The sequence below is a fragment of the Rhodococcus sp. 320_ES genome, assembly GCF_059691855.1.
This window is the reverse complement of the sequence record NZ_JCAWAG010000004.1, coordinates 427,641-441,654: the sequence shown is the minus strand read 5'-3', so window position 1 is coordinate 441,654 and position 14,014 is coordinate 427,641. Positions and strand designations below refer to the sequence as shown.

The following is a 14,014-nucleotide window of genomic DNA, read 5'->3' as shown; positions in this document are numbered from 1 at the left end:
TAGCGGTCAGGGAGTGGCTTCGTGTCCCGGTCGGCCGTGCGTGCGGCGGCTTTCCTTCATTTCCGCCTCGAAGATGTGGCGCTTGCCGTCGAGCAATTCGTCGCGCACGGTGCGCTCGTGGCTGCGGAACTCGTCCCAGTAGCCGTCGTCGAACTCCTCGACGATCTGAAACGTCCACCGCCCGGGAATCGTGTTGCGGCCCAACATCTTCTCCTGCAGACGGTCGGCGATCTTGGTGTGTCCGGCGTCGCGCAGCTCGTCGATCGCGTTGCCCAGCAACAAGTCCGAGTGACCCATGAGCTGGTGGAACTCGTACAGGTGTCCGCGTGCGCGCTCGACCGTCTCGAGCGCTTCGGACAGCTTCCCGACGGCGGCGACGGTGTCGTCGTCGACGCCCTCGGGACGGATGTGTTCGGGTGCAGGCTGGTCCGGGGAGTTCTGATCTGTCATGCCTCCCGAATACCCGAATCTCGTCAGAAGTACCAGGGGTACGGCGACCAGTCCGGTTCGCGCTTCTCGAGGAACGAATCCCGGCCCTCGACGGCTTCGTCCGTCATGTAGGCGAGGCGGGTGGCCTCACCGGCGAACAACTGCTGGCCCACCAGGCCGTCGTCCTGCAGATTGAACGCGTACTTGAGCATGCGCTGCGCCTGGGGAGACTTGCCGTTGATGGTCTTCGCCCAGGCGATGGCCTCGATCTCGAGTTCGGCGTGGTCGACGACCTTGTTGACCGCGCCCATGCGGTGCATGTCCTCCGCGGAGTACGTCTCGCCGAGAAAGAAGATCTCACGCGCGAACTTCTGCCCGACCATCTTCGCGAGGTAGGCGCTGCCGTACCCGCCGTCGAAGCTGCCGACGTCGGCGTCGGTCTGCTTGAACCGGGCGTGCTCGCGGCTGGCCATCGTCAGGTCGCACACCACGTGCAGGCTGTGGCCGCCGCCGGCCGCCCAGCCGTTGACCAGGCAGATGACCACCTTGGGCATGGTCCGGATGAGGCGCTGGACCTCGAGGATGTGGAGCCGCCCCGCGCGTGCCTTGTCGACGGTGTCCGCCGTCTCGCCCTCGGCGTACTGGTAACCGCTGCGCCCACGGATGCGCTGGTCCCCTCCCGAGCAGAACGCCCACACGCCGTCCTTCGGGGCGGGTCCGTTGCCGGTGAGCAGCACCGCGCCGACGTCCGGTGTCATGCGGGCGTGATCGAGGGTGCGGTACAGCTCGTCGACCGTCCCGGGTCGGAAAGCGTTGCGTACCTCGGGCCGGTCGAACGCGACGCGAACCGTGCCGTCGGTGATGTGCCGGTGGTAGGTGATGTCGACCAGATCGTCGAAACCGGGAACAGGGCGCCACAACTTCTCGTCGAAACTCACGTTGCCCACGATAAGTTATGGTGCCCGAATGGCGGTCGACGACGAGCAGTACTTCGAGCATGGCGGGTTCCCCAAGTTCGAGCCGGCGAAGGTGGGACCCGAGTACGGGGAGTTCGTCGAAGCGCTGCGGCGCGTCCAGGACCTCGCCGTCTCGGTGGACATGCCCGAGGACGTGCTGACGAAGGCGCTGTCGATGGCGCAGGATCTGATCGCGACGATGGAGCCGCACGGGGTCCCCGAACGCGAGGCGCCTGCCGGACGCGTACCGACCCTCCCGGGCCGGGGCAGCCTGCTGATGCTGCCGTGGACCATCGAGAAGTTCGACGCCGAAGGCGTGCGCAGCCGAGGAGTGTTCCGGCGCTTCCACCTCGGCGGCAACGGCGCTGCGCACGGCGGCACGCTTCCGCTGTTGTTCGACGATCTGTTCGGCCTGACGCAGCATGCGTACGGCCGGCCCATCAGCCGCACCGCGTACCTGCACGTCAACTACCGCAAGATCACCCCGCTGAACCAGCCGCTGGTGGCCGAAGGTCGAGTCGACCGGGTCGAAGGGCGGAAGACTTTCATCAGCGCAACGCTGAAGAACGAGGACGGCGAGCTGATCGCCGACTCGGACGCGCTCATGCTGCAGCTGTTGCCGGGCCAGCAGTAGCGCGCTCGCGCCGGCGGCCCGCGAGCCCGATCGACACCAGCAGCAGCACAGCGCCGACCAACATCGGAACGGTCAGCGGCTGATCCAGAACGGTCACGGCCAGAACGGACGCCGTCAGTGGCTCGAGCAGCGCCACCAACGTCGCGGTCGCGGCCGTCGCTCCGCGCAGGCCGTGGAAGAAGAACGAGTAGGCCAGCGCGGTGGGCACCACAGCGAACAACACCAGCAACACTACCGATTCGCTCGACAAGTCCAGCCCAGCCCCGGGCCCGACCGCGGCGACGGCGAACAGCAGTGCGCCGCCGACGACGAAACCCCACGCCGTCACCACGCTCTGTCCCACGCCCGCGGGAAGCGGCCTGCGGCCCAGCACGGTGAACACGGCGAAGGCGCCTCCGGAGACCAGGGCGAACAGCATGGACAGCACGCCGCTCGGAGTGCCGCCGACGAGCAGGGCCAACCCGACGACGCCGAGAACCAGCCGCAGGATCACCACGGCGCCGGGAAGAGACCGGGCGCGAACAGCGTCGGCCACGGTCACGATGACGGGCGCCGACCCGATGGTCACCAGCGTCGCCGACGCCACGTCGCCCGTCGCGACGGCGGCGAAGTAGAACCCCTGGAACACGGCCGCGACGAGACCGGTGAGCAGAATCCGGTTCAGGGCGTTCGTGATTCGGGATCGGCGGACGACTTCTATCGCCGCGAGAACCGCGCCACCGAGGAACAGTCGATACGCCGCGACGGCCACGGACGAGGCGCCCGACGCGTCGGCCAGCAGTGAACCGATGACGCCGCCGGTACCCCAGAGGACGCCGGCGAGGACGAGCGAGAGGAAGGAAGGCATGGCCGGGTGAGTATCCGACGATCGAGCGCGATCCGTCTACTCTCGATCCATGACCAGCCGTGTTTTCGTCGACAAGGCGTTGCCTGCGGCGTACAAGCATCTGAGCGCGGTTGCGCTCGACGTCAAGGATCAGGCCGCGCAGGTCGGGCTCGATCGCATCGTCATGGAACTCGTCAACGTGCGCGTCTCGCAGATGAACCGGTGTGTCTTCTGCCTCGACCTGCACACCCGCGCGGCTCGCGCTGCCGGTGAAACCGACCGCCGCCTCGCTGTGCTTCCCGCGTGGCGCGATGCGCGCGTGTTCAGCGATGTGGAGCGCGCCGCGCTGGAGATCGCCGAGACGGTGACGTCGGTTGCGGGAGAACATATTCCGGACGAGGCTTACGTGCGGTTGCGGGGGATTCTCGGCGACGAGAAAGTAGCGGTGCTCGTCTGGGCCGCGATCGCCATCAACGCGTTCAACCGCATCTCGATTCTCAGTCTGCACCCTCTACCGAAGGAGAAGTGATGGCCGCGGAAGTCGTGGACGTTCCCGAGAGCAATCGCTACGAAATACGCGAGGACGGAACGGTTCTCGGGTACGCCGAGTACACACGCACCGAGCACGAGATTTCGTTCACGCACACGGTCGTCGAACCCGAGTACGGCGGACGAGGTCTCGCGGGCCAGTTGATTCGCTTCGCCCTGGACGACGCACGGGCACACGAGAACACCGTTCTGCCGTTCTGCCCGTTCGTGAAGGCGTTCATCGGTAAGCATCGCGAGTATGTGGACCTCGTTCCCGAGCGGCAGCGCGGTCGCTTCGATCTGCAGTGATCGAGGAGTTGCTGGCGAACTCGCACGTCGTGAGTCTGCCGATGCGAGTTCGGTTCCGCGGCATCACCGTTCGTGAAGCCATGCTCTTCGAGGGCCCTGCTGGGTGGGGCGAGTTCGGTGCCTTCACCGAATACGACGACGCCGAAGCGGCGCCGTGGCTGGCCGCCGGAATCGAAGCCGCCTACCAGGGCCCGCCCGCCGTGCTGCGCACCAGTGTCGACGTGAACGCGACCGTTCCCGCGGTGCCGGCGGCGGACGTACCGTCGATCCTCGCCCGCTACCCCGGCGCCCGCACGGCCAAGGTGAAGGTGGCCGAGAAGGGCCAGACGCTCGCCGACGACATTGCGCGGGTGAACGCCGTCCGCGAGTCGGTGGAGAACGTACGCGTGGACGCGAACGGAGGCTGGACCGTCGAGCAGGCAGTGACCGCGCTGAGCTCGATGGGGGAGTTGCAGTACGCGGAGCAGCCGTGCGCGAGCGTCGAGGAGCTCGCCGAGGTTCGCCGCCGGGTGTCGGTCCCGATCGCCGCGGACGAGAGCATCCGCAAAGCCGAGGACCCGATGCGTGTGGTGCGCGCCGGGGCTGCGGACGTCGCCATCGTCAAGGTCCCGCCGCTGGGTGGGATGCGCGCGGTTCTTCGCCTCGCGGACGAGCTGGCGGAGTTCGGGGTGCCGATCGTCGTGTCGAGCGCGTTGGACACCGCAGTGGGAATGAGTGCCGGATTGGCTGCGGCAGCAGCCCTGCAGGACGGCAGCCTCGCCTGCGGACTCGCCACCGGGAGGCTGTTCGACGAGGACGTCGCACCCGGACGGGAGGTCGTGAACGGCCGGCTCGACGTCACCGCGTCCGTGCCGGATCCGGCGCGTCTGCAGCGGCTCGCCGCGTCGGCCGAGCGCCGCGACTGGTGGCACGCCCGAGCCCGGCGTGCCTACGCGCTTGTGGGGTAACGTCCCGGCCGACATCGAATAAACCGACCGAAGGATTGTTTCGTGGCTGCACCACTTCGTGAATCTCTGCTCGACGAGGCCAAGGGTCCCGCACTGCTCGTCGACGTCCGCGGCTTGATCGACTCCGAGGTCTCGGACAAGGGGCTGACCGTCAAGGCCGTGTACGGCACGGTCAAGAAGATCGGCCCGTCGGTCGTCGACGACGCCATCATCAAGCTGTGGCCCGGATTCGTCGAGGCCCTCGAACCGTTCTGGCAGCAGTACCAGGCTGCGCCGACGGGCAGCTTCGGCGACTACCTGGTCGCGAACTCCGACGCCGCCTCCGACGCCCTGCTGGGCGTCACCGACGCGCGGATCGAGGAGACCACCAAGTCGGCCATCAAGAAGGGCTACTCGTCGCTGCGTCCGTCGGCGAAGAAGAACGTGACCGCGGCCCTCCCGCGTCTCGGCGACCTGATTCAGAAGCACGCGAGCGCGTAGGGACTCCGCCCCCTGTGCGCGATTTCCGCCCCCAGGGGGGCGGAAATCGCGCACAGGTCAGGGGCGCCGGCTCTGATAGATCCGCGCCCCCACCGGCACCGCGAACAGCATCATGAACACCCGCACGATCTGCGCGGCCACCACGAACGTCACGTTCACGCCGGTGGCAGCGGCGATGGCGAGAACCGCGTAGACGCCGCCCGGCGTCGTCGCGAGGTACGCCTCGTAGGGCGAGATCGACGTCGTCTGCACCAACACCAGACCCAGCAGAGCGCAGCCCACCGCGATCGCGATGATGAGCAGCAGCGCCCACGGCAGAACCCGCCCGATCGACCGCAGGCTCGACACCGTGAACCGCAACCCGGCCTGCCAGCCGATGGCGAAGTAGGCGACCGTCAGCAGCAGAGTGGGGACCGCGGCGCCGAACCCGAAGCCGAGCAGGTCCGCCGCCGCGGAGACGATCAGAGGGCCGAGCAAAGCGGGGGCCGGGAGGCGCAAGAGCTTCGCCAGGACGATGCCCACGGCCGCACACACCGCGACGAACGCGATGCTGACGTACCAGGTCGCCGTTCCGGTGGACGTCGTCACGGACGGCCCGGCGGACGTGTCGGCGGCGAACACCACCGTGGCGACCAGTGGCAACGACGCCGTCACCAGCAGCACCCGCAGGTACTGCACCACCGCGACGACGCGTTCGTCGCCGCCCAGTTCTTGCGTGATCGCCACCAGTCCCGACGCTCCGCCGGCGACCAGCGCGAGTGCCCCGGTGAGGTGGTCGACGTCGCGGTGCAGACCCAGCAGGGCTCCGGCCGCAAGGCTGAGCAGGAGAGTGCCGAGGCACACCAGCACCACGGCGATCCATCCGGAACCGAGGCCGGACAACGTGTCTCGTTGCAGCAGCGTGCCGATCTCGACACCGAGCACGGCCTGCGCCGCCATCGCCGCCTTGCGCGGCACACCGGCGGGGCCGATGCCGCCGAGGGCGAAGCCGGTCGCGACGAAGAGGGCGACGAACAGAGCGGCCGACGGCACGCCCAGCCGTTCCGCTCCGACGGTCGCGAGGGCGGTGACGACCGCCAGAGCTGCCCACGGGAAGGCCGGAGGCCGGTCGCCGTTGCCGCGGACAACGCCGCTCACGTGGAGGGTCGGCTGGGCCTCTCGATGCGGCGCACCGGAGGCGTCAGCCCCCACTCGTCGCGTCCCAGGCGGCTCAGTGGCGCGATATCGGCGAACGCGGGGAGGCCGTCGTCGGCCAGGAAGTCGGGCTTGACGGCCATCGCGACCACGTCACCCATGACGACGAAACAGTTGCCGACCTCGATGACCTGACGCAGCCGAGCCTCGATCGCAATGGGAGCGGCGGCCACTCGGCGCGGTGCGACCATCTCGCTCGGCTCCGATTCGATGCCGAGGGCGTCGAATTCGCTGGTCTCGCTCTCGTAGTTGGCCGAACTCGCGTTGACGACGTCCATCAGCGGTTCGTGAGCGAGGTTGATGACGAACTCGCCCGTCGCCTCGATGTTGCGCAGGCTGTCCTTGCGGGTGACCGAGGTGAACTGCACCACCGGAGGGGCCGTGGAGGCCACCGTGAAAAAGCTGTAGGGAGCGAGGTTGGCCACACCGTCGGCCGAAATCGAGGACACCCAAGCGATCGGTCGGGGGACGATCGATGCCGTGAGCAGCCTGTAGTAGTCGCCGGGCTCGATGTTTCGTGGATCGAAGACAGTACGCACCTGCTCGAGTCTGCCCTATCTCTTGTGGCACTCTGAATTGGTGAACCCGTCCACCCATCAGGCAGTGACCGTCGTCGACGAGATGTATCGCGGCGGCGTGCAGGACGTGGTGCTGTGTCCGGGGTCCCGGAACGCTCCACTGGCTTTCGCCCTGCAGGCCGCCGATCAGGCCGGCCGAATCCGTCTGCACATGCGTATCGACGAACGGACCGCCGGCTTCCTCGCGATCGGCCTCGCCGTGTCGAGTGGTCGGCCGGTGCCGGTGGTCATGACGTCCGGCACCGCGGTGGCGAACCTCGCGCCCGCCGTGCTGGAAGCGAACTACGCCCGCGTGCCACTGGTGGTGCTCAGTGCCAACCGGCCGTACGAGATGCTCGGTACGGGCGCCAACCAGACCGTCGAGCAGCTGGGTCTGTTCGGCAGTCAGGTGCGCGCCACGATCAGCCTCGGACTCGCCGAGGACGGGCCCACGCAGAACAGTCAGTGGCGCTCGGCGGTGTGCCGCGTGTTGGCCGCGGCACGCGGAACCCGTTCGGGCAACGCCGGTCCCGTCCACTTCGACGTGCCGCTGCGGGAACCGCTGACGCCCGACGTCGCGGATCTCAACTCGATCGATACCGGTCGTTCCGACGGAAGCGCTTGGACCACAACCGAGTACGCAACCCTGGACGTGCCGCTGGACCTCGATCTCACGCGCGACACCGTGGTGATCTCCGGGCACGGCTCGGCTCTGCGCCCCGAGCTCGCGGGGCTGCCGACGGTGGCCGAGCCCACCGCGCCGTTGCACGGGACAGCGCTCAATCCTCTTGCCCTGTCGGGCCTGAAGCCCGCACAGGCCGTCATCACCGGCCGGCCGACGCTGCACCGGCAGGTGTCGTCCCTACTCGCGGATCCGCAGGTCGACGTCTTCGCGCTCACCACCGGACCGCGGTGGCCCGACGTTTCCGGCAACGTGATGGCCACCGGTACACGGGCGATCGTCAGCGGCGCCCCGTCGACCGACTGGCTGCAGCGCGCTGCCGAGGCGTCGAAGTCTGCGGACAACGCTGTACAACACCAGCTCTCGGCCCACCCGAAGTCGACGGGCCTGCACGTGGCGTCCGTCGTCGCGCAGGCGCGGCAACCGGGTGATCTGCTGCTCCTCGGTGCCTCGAACCCGGTGCGCGACATGGCTTTGGTGAGCTACCCGCGTTCCGACGTCCGCGTGCTGTCCAATCGCGGTGTCGCGGGCATCGACGGGACCGTGTCGACGGCGGTGGGTGCCGCACTGGCGCACTGGAAGAGAACTGTGTCGTTGTTGGGGGACTTGACGTTCCTGCACGACGCTGCGGGCCTGCTGATCGGTACCGGCGAGCCTCGCCCGCTCGATCTGACCATCGTGGTGGCCAACGACGACGGCGGCGGAATCTTCGAACTGCTCGAACAGGGTGACCCTCAGTACGCGGGTGTGTTCGAGCGAGTGTTCGGCACTCCGCACGGGATGGATCTCGCGGCTCTCTGTGCGGCGTACCGCATTCCGCACACCCGCGTCGACACGGACGAACTCGCACGTGAGCTCGCCGGCCACGCCGACGGCATCCGCGTGCTCGAGGTCCCGACGGAACGGTCCGGGCTACGCGAACTGCACGCGTCGATCAGACGCGCGCTGTGACCCGGAAGGGCTGACCGGGACCGTCAGGCCTTCTCCGCCAACCACTCTCGTGCTGTGACCCGGAAGGGCTGACCGGGACCGTCAGGCCTTCTCCGCCAACCACTCTCGTGCCTGCTTGCTCTCCGAGCGGACGAGCTTGCCGATCATGTCCGTCACCATGGACTCGATCTTCCCGCCGACGAGCGGAATCTTGACCTCCGCCTTTCCTTTCAGCGTGAGCTTCGAGCCGCTGCCCGACGGTTCGAGCGTGAACACCGCGTCCACCTTGGACGGCAGCCCCGTGGAGCCGCCCTTCAAGGTTCCGTGCGCGCGGTCGCCTTCGAGCGGTCCCCAGGTGTCGGTGCGGATGATCTTCAGATCGCCGCGGACCACCTTCTTCACGATTCCCGGCAGCACCTGAGCGCCCACGCCCTCCGACATCGACACGGTGAAACCGCCGTCGGGGAGGGTGGAGAACTCCATGTCCACGCGGCCCTTCGTGTCGTCGAGGCGCTTGGACCACAGATCGTGATCCGTCATCGCCTCGTAGGCGACCGCGGGTGTGACGTCGAAGGATTCGGTGAACTCGAACTTCTTGGGCATGGTCGCCGAGGTTACCCGGTAGTACCGCCGACCGGCCTCCGGCCTTCCCGCTGCGACCGACCGGCCTCCGGCCTTCCCGGTGCGACCGACCGGCCTCCGGCCTTCCCGGTGTTGGTTAGCCTGTGCACCATGACGACCACCGACGGCCGCAGCGCAGCGCGGCGCCGTACCCACCGGGTGCTGTGGGTGGTCGCCATCGGGGTGTCGGCGCTCGCGGTGCTGCTCGTCGTGGCGGCATGGCGCAACGATCGCACCATCAGCGGTAACGAGGGCTTCGCTACGGCGGAAGTCCTGTCGGCCGGTCGCCTGCGCTCCGCGGTGTCGTTCGTGACGCCGGACGGAGTGACGCACAACCCGCCGCTCGGAGTGCTCTATCCGACCAATCTGATCGTCGGCCAGCGCATCGACGTCGAGTACGCGCAGAGCGATCCCGATCTGGTGCGCGTCGCGGGCCGCGACGCATCCGTTGCCGTCATTCCTGCTGCCTCGGTCATCGTGATCACGTGGATCGTGGCGGCGCCTCTGCTCTGGTACACCCGCGGACGAAAAGAAGCAGCGGAAAAGAAGTTAGCGGCGGGTTAGCCGACTCGTAATGTCGGCATTGCCGACTGGCCGTGCGACGGTTCCAGAATCGGTCCGTGCGCATTGCGATCGTCGCGGAGTCGTTCCTGCCGAACATGAACGGAGTCACCAACTCCGTGATCCGGGTGCTCGAGCATCTCGAGCGGACCGGTCACTCGGCCATGGTGATAGCACCCGATACCCCCGGCGACCTCCCAAAGGCTCCGACGGAGCACCGGGGCGTTCCCGTTCTACGGATGCCGTCGGTGAACGTCCCGAAGGTCAGCTCGCTACCCGTCGGCATTCCGAGCCCGGGGCTGACCGGAGCGCTCCGGGACTTCGATCCCGACGTCGTTCACCTGGCGTCGCCCTTCGCACTCGGCGCGGGCGGATTGGCCGCGGCCAGACGGCTCGACGTGCCGACGGTGGCCGTCTACCAGACGGACGTCGCGGGATTCGCCGAAAGTTACGGCCTCGGACTGACGTCGCGGGCCTGCTGGCGATGGACTCGCCGCATCCACAGGGGGGCGACGCGCACCCTGGCGCCGTCGACGTCGGCAATGGATGCGCTTGCCGCGCATGGCATCCCGCGCGTCCACAAGTGGGGCCGAGGGGTGGAGACGACACGATTCGCACCGTCGGCGCGTCGGGCGGACCTGCGAGCGGACTGGACGGACGACGCTCTGATCGTGGGCTTCGTCGGCCGACTCGCGCCGGAGAAGCACGTGGAGCGGCTGGCCGAGCTGTCGACCGATCCCCGTGTACAGGTGGTCATCGTCGGTGACGGACCGGAGCGATCCCGGCTGGAGGCGCTGATGCCGCAGGCGCGCTTCCTCGGCCAGCTCGGCGGCTCCGAGCTTGCCGAGGCGTACGCCAGCTTCGACGTGTTCGTTCACCCCGGCGAGCACGAGACCTTCTGCCAGACCGTGCAGGAAGCACTCTCGAGCGGTGTTCCGGTGATCGGACCCGAGGCGGGCGGGCCCATCGACCTGGTGAATCACTGCCGCAACGGATACCTCCTACCGGTTCCGCGGTTCGAGGAACTGTTGCCCAGCGCGGTCGGCGCACTGCTCGACCCCGTGCTGCGTTCCCGGTTTGCCGACGCCGCGCGCAAGTCCGTCGTGCACCGCACATGGCCTGCGGTGTGCGGTGAACTGATGGGTCACTACGCGGACGTGCTCGGCTGGGAACAGGCCGCAGCCGCCTGACCGGTACCGTCGTAAGAGTGGCAGCATATAACCGGCCGGCCTCCGGCCTTCCCGCACATAACCGGCCGGCCTCCGGCCTTCCCGCAGTTACCCGGGCTCAGTTGGACAAGAAGCCGCACGACGTCGCGTCGATGTTCGACGGCGTCGCCAAGCGATACGACATCACCAACACCGTTCTGTCGTTCGGTCAGGACCGTGGCTGGCGCAAGGCCACCCGCGAGGCTCTGAACCTCACGGCGGGCGAGACGGTACTGGACCTCGCCGCGGGGACCGGTGTGTCGACGGAGGAGCTGGCCCGCTCGGGGGCCTGGTGTGTGGCCACCGACTTCTCCAAGGGCATGCTGAAGGCCGGAGTATCTCGCGAGGTGCCGATGGTCGCCGGCGACGCGATGCATCTTCCCTACGGCGACAACGTCTTCGACGCCGCCACCATCTCGTTCGGACTTCGGAACGTGTCCGACTTCGACGCGGGCCTTCGGGAGATCCTGCGCGTCACCCGGCCCGGTGGTCGGCTGGTGGTGTGCGAGTTCTCGACTCCGGTGTTCACCCCGCTGCGCACGGTCTACATGGAGTACCTGATGAAGGCGCTTCCGGCGGTCGCACGCGCGGTCAGCAGCAATCCGGACGCATACGTGTACCTCGCGGAATCGATCCGTGCGTGGCCGACGCAGAAGCAACTTGCTCAGCGTCTCGCCGACGCCGGGTGGCGAGATGTGCAGTGGCGCAACCTGACTGCGGGGATCGTCGCGCTGCACAGCGCAGTCAAGGCCGTGTAGTCAGCTGAACGGTGGCCGCGAGTCCACCTTCAGTGACCCCGACCCGGACGCTCGCCACGCCCGCGCAACCATGTCCGAGTCCGATTCGGTGATCAGATTTCCCATGCAGCGCACCGCAATTCGCATCAGCGCCGTCGATCGCATGCCGACGGGCCCCGCCGCGGGCAGGAACCGGGGCAGCGTCAGCAGTCCGGCGAGGCGGCGAGCGACGGAGAAGCTCTGTCCGTAATGCTCGCGCAGAACGGCGGGCCACACCTCGGTCAGATCCTTCTCGTGCAGCACGTCCACGACCAGCCGACCACCCTCGAGGCCGTAGTCGATACCTTCGCCGTTGAGCGGGTTCACGCAGGCGGCCGCGTCGCCGATGATCGCCCAGTTCTCGCCCGCGACGTTCGAGACCGCGCCGCCCATCGGGAGCAGAGCCGACGCGTAGCCGCGTACCCCGTCCGAGAGCCCCCAGTCCGACTCACGTTGTGACGCATAGAGTTCGAGCAACGGCTTGAGCGCCCCGCCCGCCGGCCTCTTCGCGGTCGCGAGGGTGCCGACCCCCAGGTTGACCTCTCCGGTTCCGAGCGGAAACACCCAGCCGTATCCGGCCTGCAGAGTGCCCGCGGCGTCGCGCAGTTCCAGGTGGGAGGTGATCCATTCGTCGGTGCTGCGCGACGACGTGACGTACGCCCGAGCCGCCACTCCGTAGACGGTGTCGCGGTGCCACTGTCGGCCGAGTTTCTTGCCGAGTGGTGAGCGGACACCGTCGGCGACGATCAGTTTTCGGCATGCCACCGTGTGCGGGCCGCCGGCGGTGTCGAAGGTCACCGATCGGACTCGGTTGCCGTCGCGAGTCACGTCGACCGCTTTCGCGCCGGACGCCATCACAGCGCCGTCGTCGACCGCGGCCCGCCGGATCGCGTCGTCGAGCTCGGACCTGGGGACCGCGCTGCCCACCGCGGGCAGCGACCCGCCCGGCCACGGCAATTCGAGTTCCTGCCCGAAGCCCGTCAGCCGTAGCCCCCGATTGATGCCGCGTGATCGAACCCACTCGCCGACGCCCAGCCGGTCCAGCTCGGCGAGCGCACGCGGAGTCAGACCGTCGCCACAGGTCTTGTCGCGAGGAAACTGGGCGGCGTCGGCGAGAACAACGTCGTGACCTGCTCGAACGGCCCACGCGGCCGCAGCGGAACCGGCTGGTCCCGCGCCGACGACCAGGACGTCCGTCTCGCTCGGGACGCGCCGCGCGTCGCCACCTGGTGCTCGGGTCATCACTCCATCATCCAGGCACGCTAGGTTGGGCATAGTTGAGGGACCGATGGAGAACTCCATTCGGGCACGCAAGAGAAGAAAAGGTGCTGGCACGGTGACCGACACGGAACGCGCATCGACGGTTGTTGCCGGCGTCGATCTCGGTGACGCCGCGCTCGCTGGGTCGGTGCGGTCGATGTTGGCCGACGTCGAGACGCTACTCGTCGACGAGTTGTCCGACGGCGAGGACTTCCTCACCGAAGCGGCTCTGCACCTCGCGAAGGCCGGCGGCAAACGATTCCGCCCGCTGTTCACCATTCTGTGCGGGCAGTTCGGCCCCAAACCGTCCGATCCCGACGTCGTCACCTCGGCCACCGTTCTCGAGATGGTGCACCTCGCGACTCTTTATCACGACGACGTGATGGACGAAGCCTCCATGCGTCGCGGTGTGGAGAGCGCCAACGCCCGATGGGGAAACAGCGTCGCCATCCTCGCCGGCGACTACCTCTTCGCCCACGCATCCCGGCTGGTGTCCACTCTCGGACCCGGCGCCGTCCTCACCATCGCCGAAACGTTCGCCGCACTCGTCACGGGGCAGATGCGCGAGACGGTGGGCTCGAAGTCGGGTCAGGATCCCGTCGACCACTACATCAAGACGGTGTGGGAGAAGACGGGCTCGTTGATCGCCGCGTGCGGCAAGTTCGGTGGCACGTTCTCCGGCGGCGACGACGAGCACATCGGTCGTCTCGAACGTCTCGGAGACGCCGTAGGCACGGCGTTCCAGATCGCCGACGACATCATCGACATCTCCTCCGACTCCGCCCAGTCGGGCAAGACACCCGGCACAGACCTGCGCGAAGGCGTCCACACGTTGCCTGTTCTGTACGCGCTGCGCGAGAGCGGACCCGAGGGCGACCGTCTGCGCGAACTGCTCGCCGGACCGGTCACCGACGACGACGCACTCGCCGAGGCGCTGGAGCTGCTCGCCCGGTCACCCGGGATGGCGCACGCACGGGCCACCTTGGAGTCGTACGCCCAGCGTGCGCGCGACGAGCTCGCTGCGCTGCCGCAGGGGCCCGCCAACGACGCGATGACTCACCTCGTGGAATACACCGTCGCCCGCGTCAGCTGAGCGGGAACCGCGCACCTACTGCC

At 68.1% G+C, this 14,014-nt stretch carries 17 protein-coding genes; 10 read left to right on the top strand and 7 right to left on the bottom strand.

Features of this window, described 5'->3' with window-relative positions; all coding sequences use genetic code 11:
- Positions 1 to 6: 6 nt before the first annotated feature.
- Positions 7 to 450, bottom strand: a complete 444-nt coding sequence (locus AC59JP_RS16415; protein WP_497326856.1) for a hypothetical protein — start codon at positions 448 to 450, stop codon at positions 7 to 9.
- Positions 451 to 473: 23 nt separating this feature from the next.
- Complete coding sequence (locus AC59JP_RS16410) at positions 474 to 1,367, bottom strand: 1,4-dihydroxy-2-naphthoyl-CoA synthase (RefSeq protein WP_497326855.1); 894 nt, start codon at positions 1,365 to 1,367, stop codon at positions 474 to 476.
- 28 nt (positions 1,368 to 1,395) lie between these two features.
- Between AC59JP_RS16410 and AC59JP_RS16405 the strand changes: the two genes are divergently transcribed.
- Entirely contained in the window at positions 1,396 to 2,019 is a 624-nt protein-coding gene (locus tag AC59JP_RS16405; protein ID WP_497326854.1) for a PaaI family thioesterase, read from the top strand.
- Here AC59JP_RS16405 and AC59JP_RS16400 read toward each other — a convergent pair.
- Positions 1,988 to 2,866 (bottom strand): DMT family transporter, encoded by an 879-nt coding sequence (locus AC59JP_RS16400; protein WP_497326853.1) that lies wholly within the window; start codon positions 2,864 to 2,866, stop codon positions 1,988 to 1,990. The genes AC59JP_RS16405 and AC59JP_RS16400 overlap by 32 nt on opposite strands.
- 49 nt (positions 2,867 to 2,915) lie before the next feature.
- Here AC59JP_RS16400 and AC59JP_RS16395 point away from each other — a divergent pair, with 49 nt between their 5' ends.
- The 4 genes from AC59JP_RS16395 to AC59JP_RS16380 are packed head-to-tail and all read left to right on the top strand — an operon-like array spanning position 2,916 to position 5,109.
- A complete protein-coding gene (locus AC59JP_RS16395) occupies positions 2,916 to 3,374 on the top strand; it encodes a carboxymuconolactone decarboxylase family protein (RefSeq protein ID WP_497326852.1) in 459 nt (152 codons plus the stop codon).
- Entirely contained in the window at positions 3,374 to 3,682 is a 309-nt protein-coding gene (locus AC59JP_RS16390; protein WP_497326851.1) for a GNAT family N-acetyltransferase, read from the top strand. The genes AC59JP_RS16395 and AC59JP_RS16390 overlap by 1 nt, the downstream gene beginning before the upstream one ends.
- Positions 3,682 to 4,629, top strand: a complete 948-nt coding sequence (locus AC59JP_RS16385; RefSeq protein ID WP_497327095.1) for an o-succinylbenzoate synthase — start codon at positions 3,682 to 3,684, stop codon at positions 4,627 to 4,629. The genes AC59JP_RS16390 and AC59JP_RS16385 overlap by 1 nt, the downstream gene beginning before the upstream one ends.
- A 42-nt stretch (positions 4,630 to 4,671) precedes the next feature.
- Positions 4,672 to 5,109: a DUF6918 family protein gene (locus tag AC59JP_RS16380; protein WP_497326850.1), complete on the top strand. Its 438-nt coding sequence runs from the start codon at positions 4,672 to 4,674 to the stop codon at positions 5,107 to 5,109.
- 57 nt (positions 5,110 to 5,166) lie between these two features.
- Here the strand turns inward: AC59JP_RS16380 and AC59JP_RS16375 are convergent, their stop codons facing one another.
- Together AC59JP_RS16375 and AC59JP_RS16370 are read right to left on the bottom strand one after the other, a co-directional pair.
- Positions 5,167 to 6,246 (bottom strand): AbrB family transcriptional regulator, encoded by a 1,080-nt coding sequence (locus AC59JP_RS16375; RefSeq protein ID WP_497326849.1) that lies wholly within the window; start codon positions 6,244 to 6,246, stop codon positions 5,167 to 5,169.
- Positions 6,243 to 6,842: a flavin reductase family protein gene (locus AC59JP_RS16370; RefSeq protein ID WP_497326848.1), complete on the bottom strand. Its 600-nt coding sequence runs from the start codon at positions 6,840 to 6,842 to the stop codon at positions 6,243 to 6,245. The genes AC59JP_RS16375 and AC59JP_RS16370 overlap by 4 nt, the downstream gene beginning before the upstream one ends.
- Positions 6,843 to 6,882: 40 nt before the next feature.
- Between AC59JP_RS16370 and menD the strand changes: the two genes are divergently transcribed.
- Positions 6,883 to 8,493, top strand: coding sequence for a 2-succinyl-5-enolpyruvyl-6-hydroxy-3-cyclohexene-1-carboxylic-acid synthase (gene menD / locus AC59JP_RS16365; protein WP_497326847.1), 1,611 nt, complete (start codon positions 6,883 to 6,885; stop codon positions 8,491 to 8,493).
- 81 nt (positions 8,494 to 8,574) lie between these two features.
- Here the strand turns inward: menD and AC59JP_RS16360 are convergent, their stop codons facing one another.
- A complete protein-coding gene (locus tag AC59JP_RS16360) occupies positions 8,575 to 9,075 on the bottom strand; it encodes a DUF2505 domain-containing protein (RefSeq protein ID WP_497326846.1) in 501 nt (166 codons plus the stop codon).
- A gap of 129 nt (positions 9,076 to 9,204) precedes the next feature.
- Between AC59JP_RS16360 and AC59JP_RS16355 the strand changes: the two genes are divergently transcribed.
- From AC59JP_RS16355 to AC59JP_RS16345, 3 genes are all read left to right on the top strand, one after another.
- Entirely contained in the window at positions 9,205 to 9,657 is a 453-nt protein-coding gene (locus AC59JP_RS16355) for a DUF3592 domain-containing protein (RefSeq protein WP_497326845.1), read from the top strand.
- Positions 9,658 to 9,713: 56 nt separating this feature from the next.
- Positions 9,714 to 10,844, top strand: coding sequence for a glycosyltransferase family 4 protein (locus AC59JP_RS16350; protein WP_497326844.1), 1,131 nt, complete (start codon positions 9,714 to 9,716; stop codon positions 10,842 to 10,844).
- Between the two features lie 101 nt (positions 10,845 to 10,945).
- Complete coding sequence (locus tag AC59JP_RS16345) at positions 10,946 to 11,620, top strand: demethylmenaquinone methyltransferase (protein ID WP_497327094.1); 675 nt, start codon at positions 10,946 to 10,948, stop codon at positions 11,618 to 11,620.
- Here AC59JP_RS16345 and AC59JP_RS16340 read toward each other — a convergent pair whose 3' ends face one another.
- Positions 11,621 to 12,880: a geranylgeranyl reductase family protein gene (locus tag AC59JP_RS16340; protein ID WP_497326843.1), complete on the bottom strand. Its 1,260-nt coding sequence runs from the start codon at positions 12,878 to 12,880 to the stop codon at positions 11,621 to 11,623.
- A gap of 94 nt (positions 12,881 to 12,974) precedes the next feature.
- Between AC59JP_RS16340 and AC59JP_RS16335 the strand changes: the two genes are divergently transcribed.
- Positions 12,975 to 13,991 (top strand): polyprenyl synthetase family protein, encoded by a 1,017-nt coding sequence (locus AC59JP_RS16335; RefSeq protein ID WP_497326842.1) that lies wholly within the window; start codon positions 12,975 to 12,977, stop codon positions 13,989 to 13,991.
- The last annotated feature ends 23 nt before the right edge of the window (positions 13,992 to 14,014 follow it).

Bases quoted from the DNA above. Each gene is read 5' to 3' on its own strand.
- AC59JP_RS16415 (WP_497326856.1), bottom strand. From the start codon at position 450: ATGACAGATCAGAACTCCCCGGACCAGCCTGCACCCGAACACATCCGT.
- AC59JP_RS16405 (WP_497326854.1), top strand. From the start codon at position 1,396: ATGGCGGTCGACGACGAGCAGTACTTCGAGCATGGCGGGTTCCCCAAG.
- AC59JP_RS16400 (WP_497326853.1), bottom strand. From the start codon at position 2,866: ATGCCTTCCTTCCTCTCGCTCGTCCTCGCCGGCGTCCTCTGGGGTACC.
- AC59JP_RS16395 (WP_497326852.1), top strand. From the start codon at position 2,916: ATGACCAGCCGTGTTTTCGTCGACAAGGCGTTGCCTGCGGCGTACAAG.
- AC59JP_RS16390 (WP_497326851.1), top strand. From the start codon at position 3,374: ATGGCCGCGGAAGTCGTGGACGTTCCCGAGAGCAATCGCTACGAAATA.
- AC59JP_RS16360 (WP_497326846.1), bottom strand. From the start codon at position 9,075: ATGCCCAAGAAGTTCGAGTTCACCGAATCCTTCGACGTCACACCCGCG.
- AC59JP_RS16355 (WP_497326845.1), top strand. From the start codon at position 9,205: ATGACGACCACCGACGGCCGCAGCGCAGCGCGGCGCCGTACCCACCGG.
- AC59JP_RS16340 (WP_497326843.1), bottom strand. From the start codon at position 12,880: ATGACCCGAGCACCAGGTGGCGACGCGCGGCGCGTCCCGAGCGAGACG.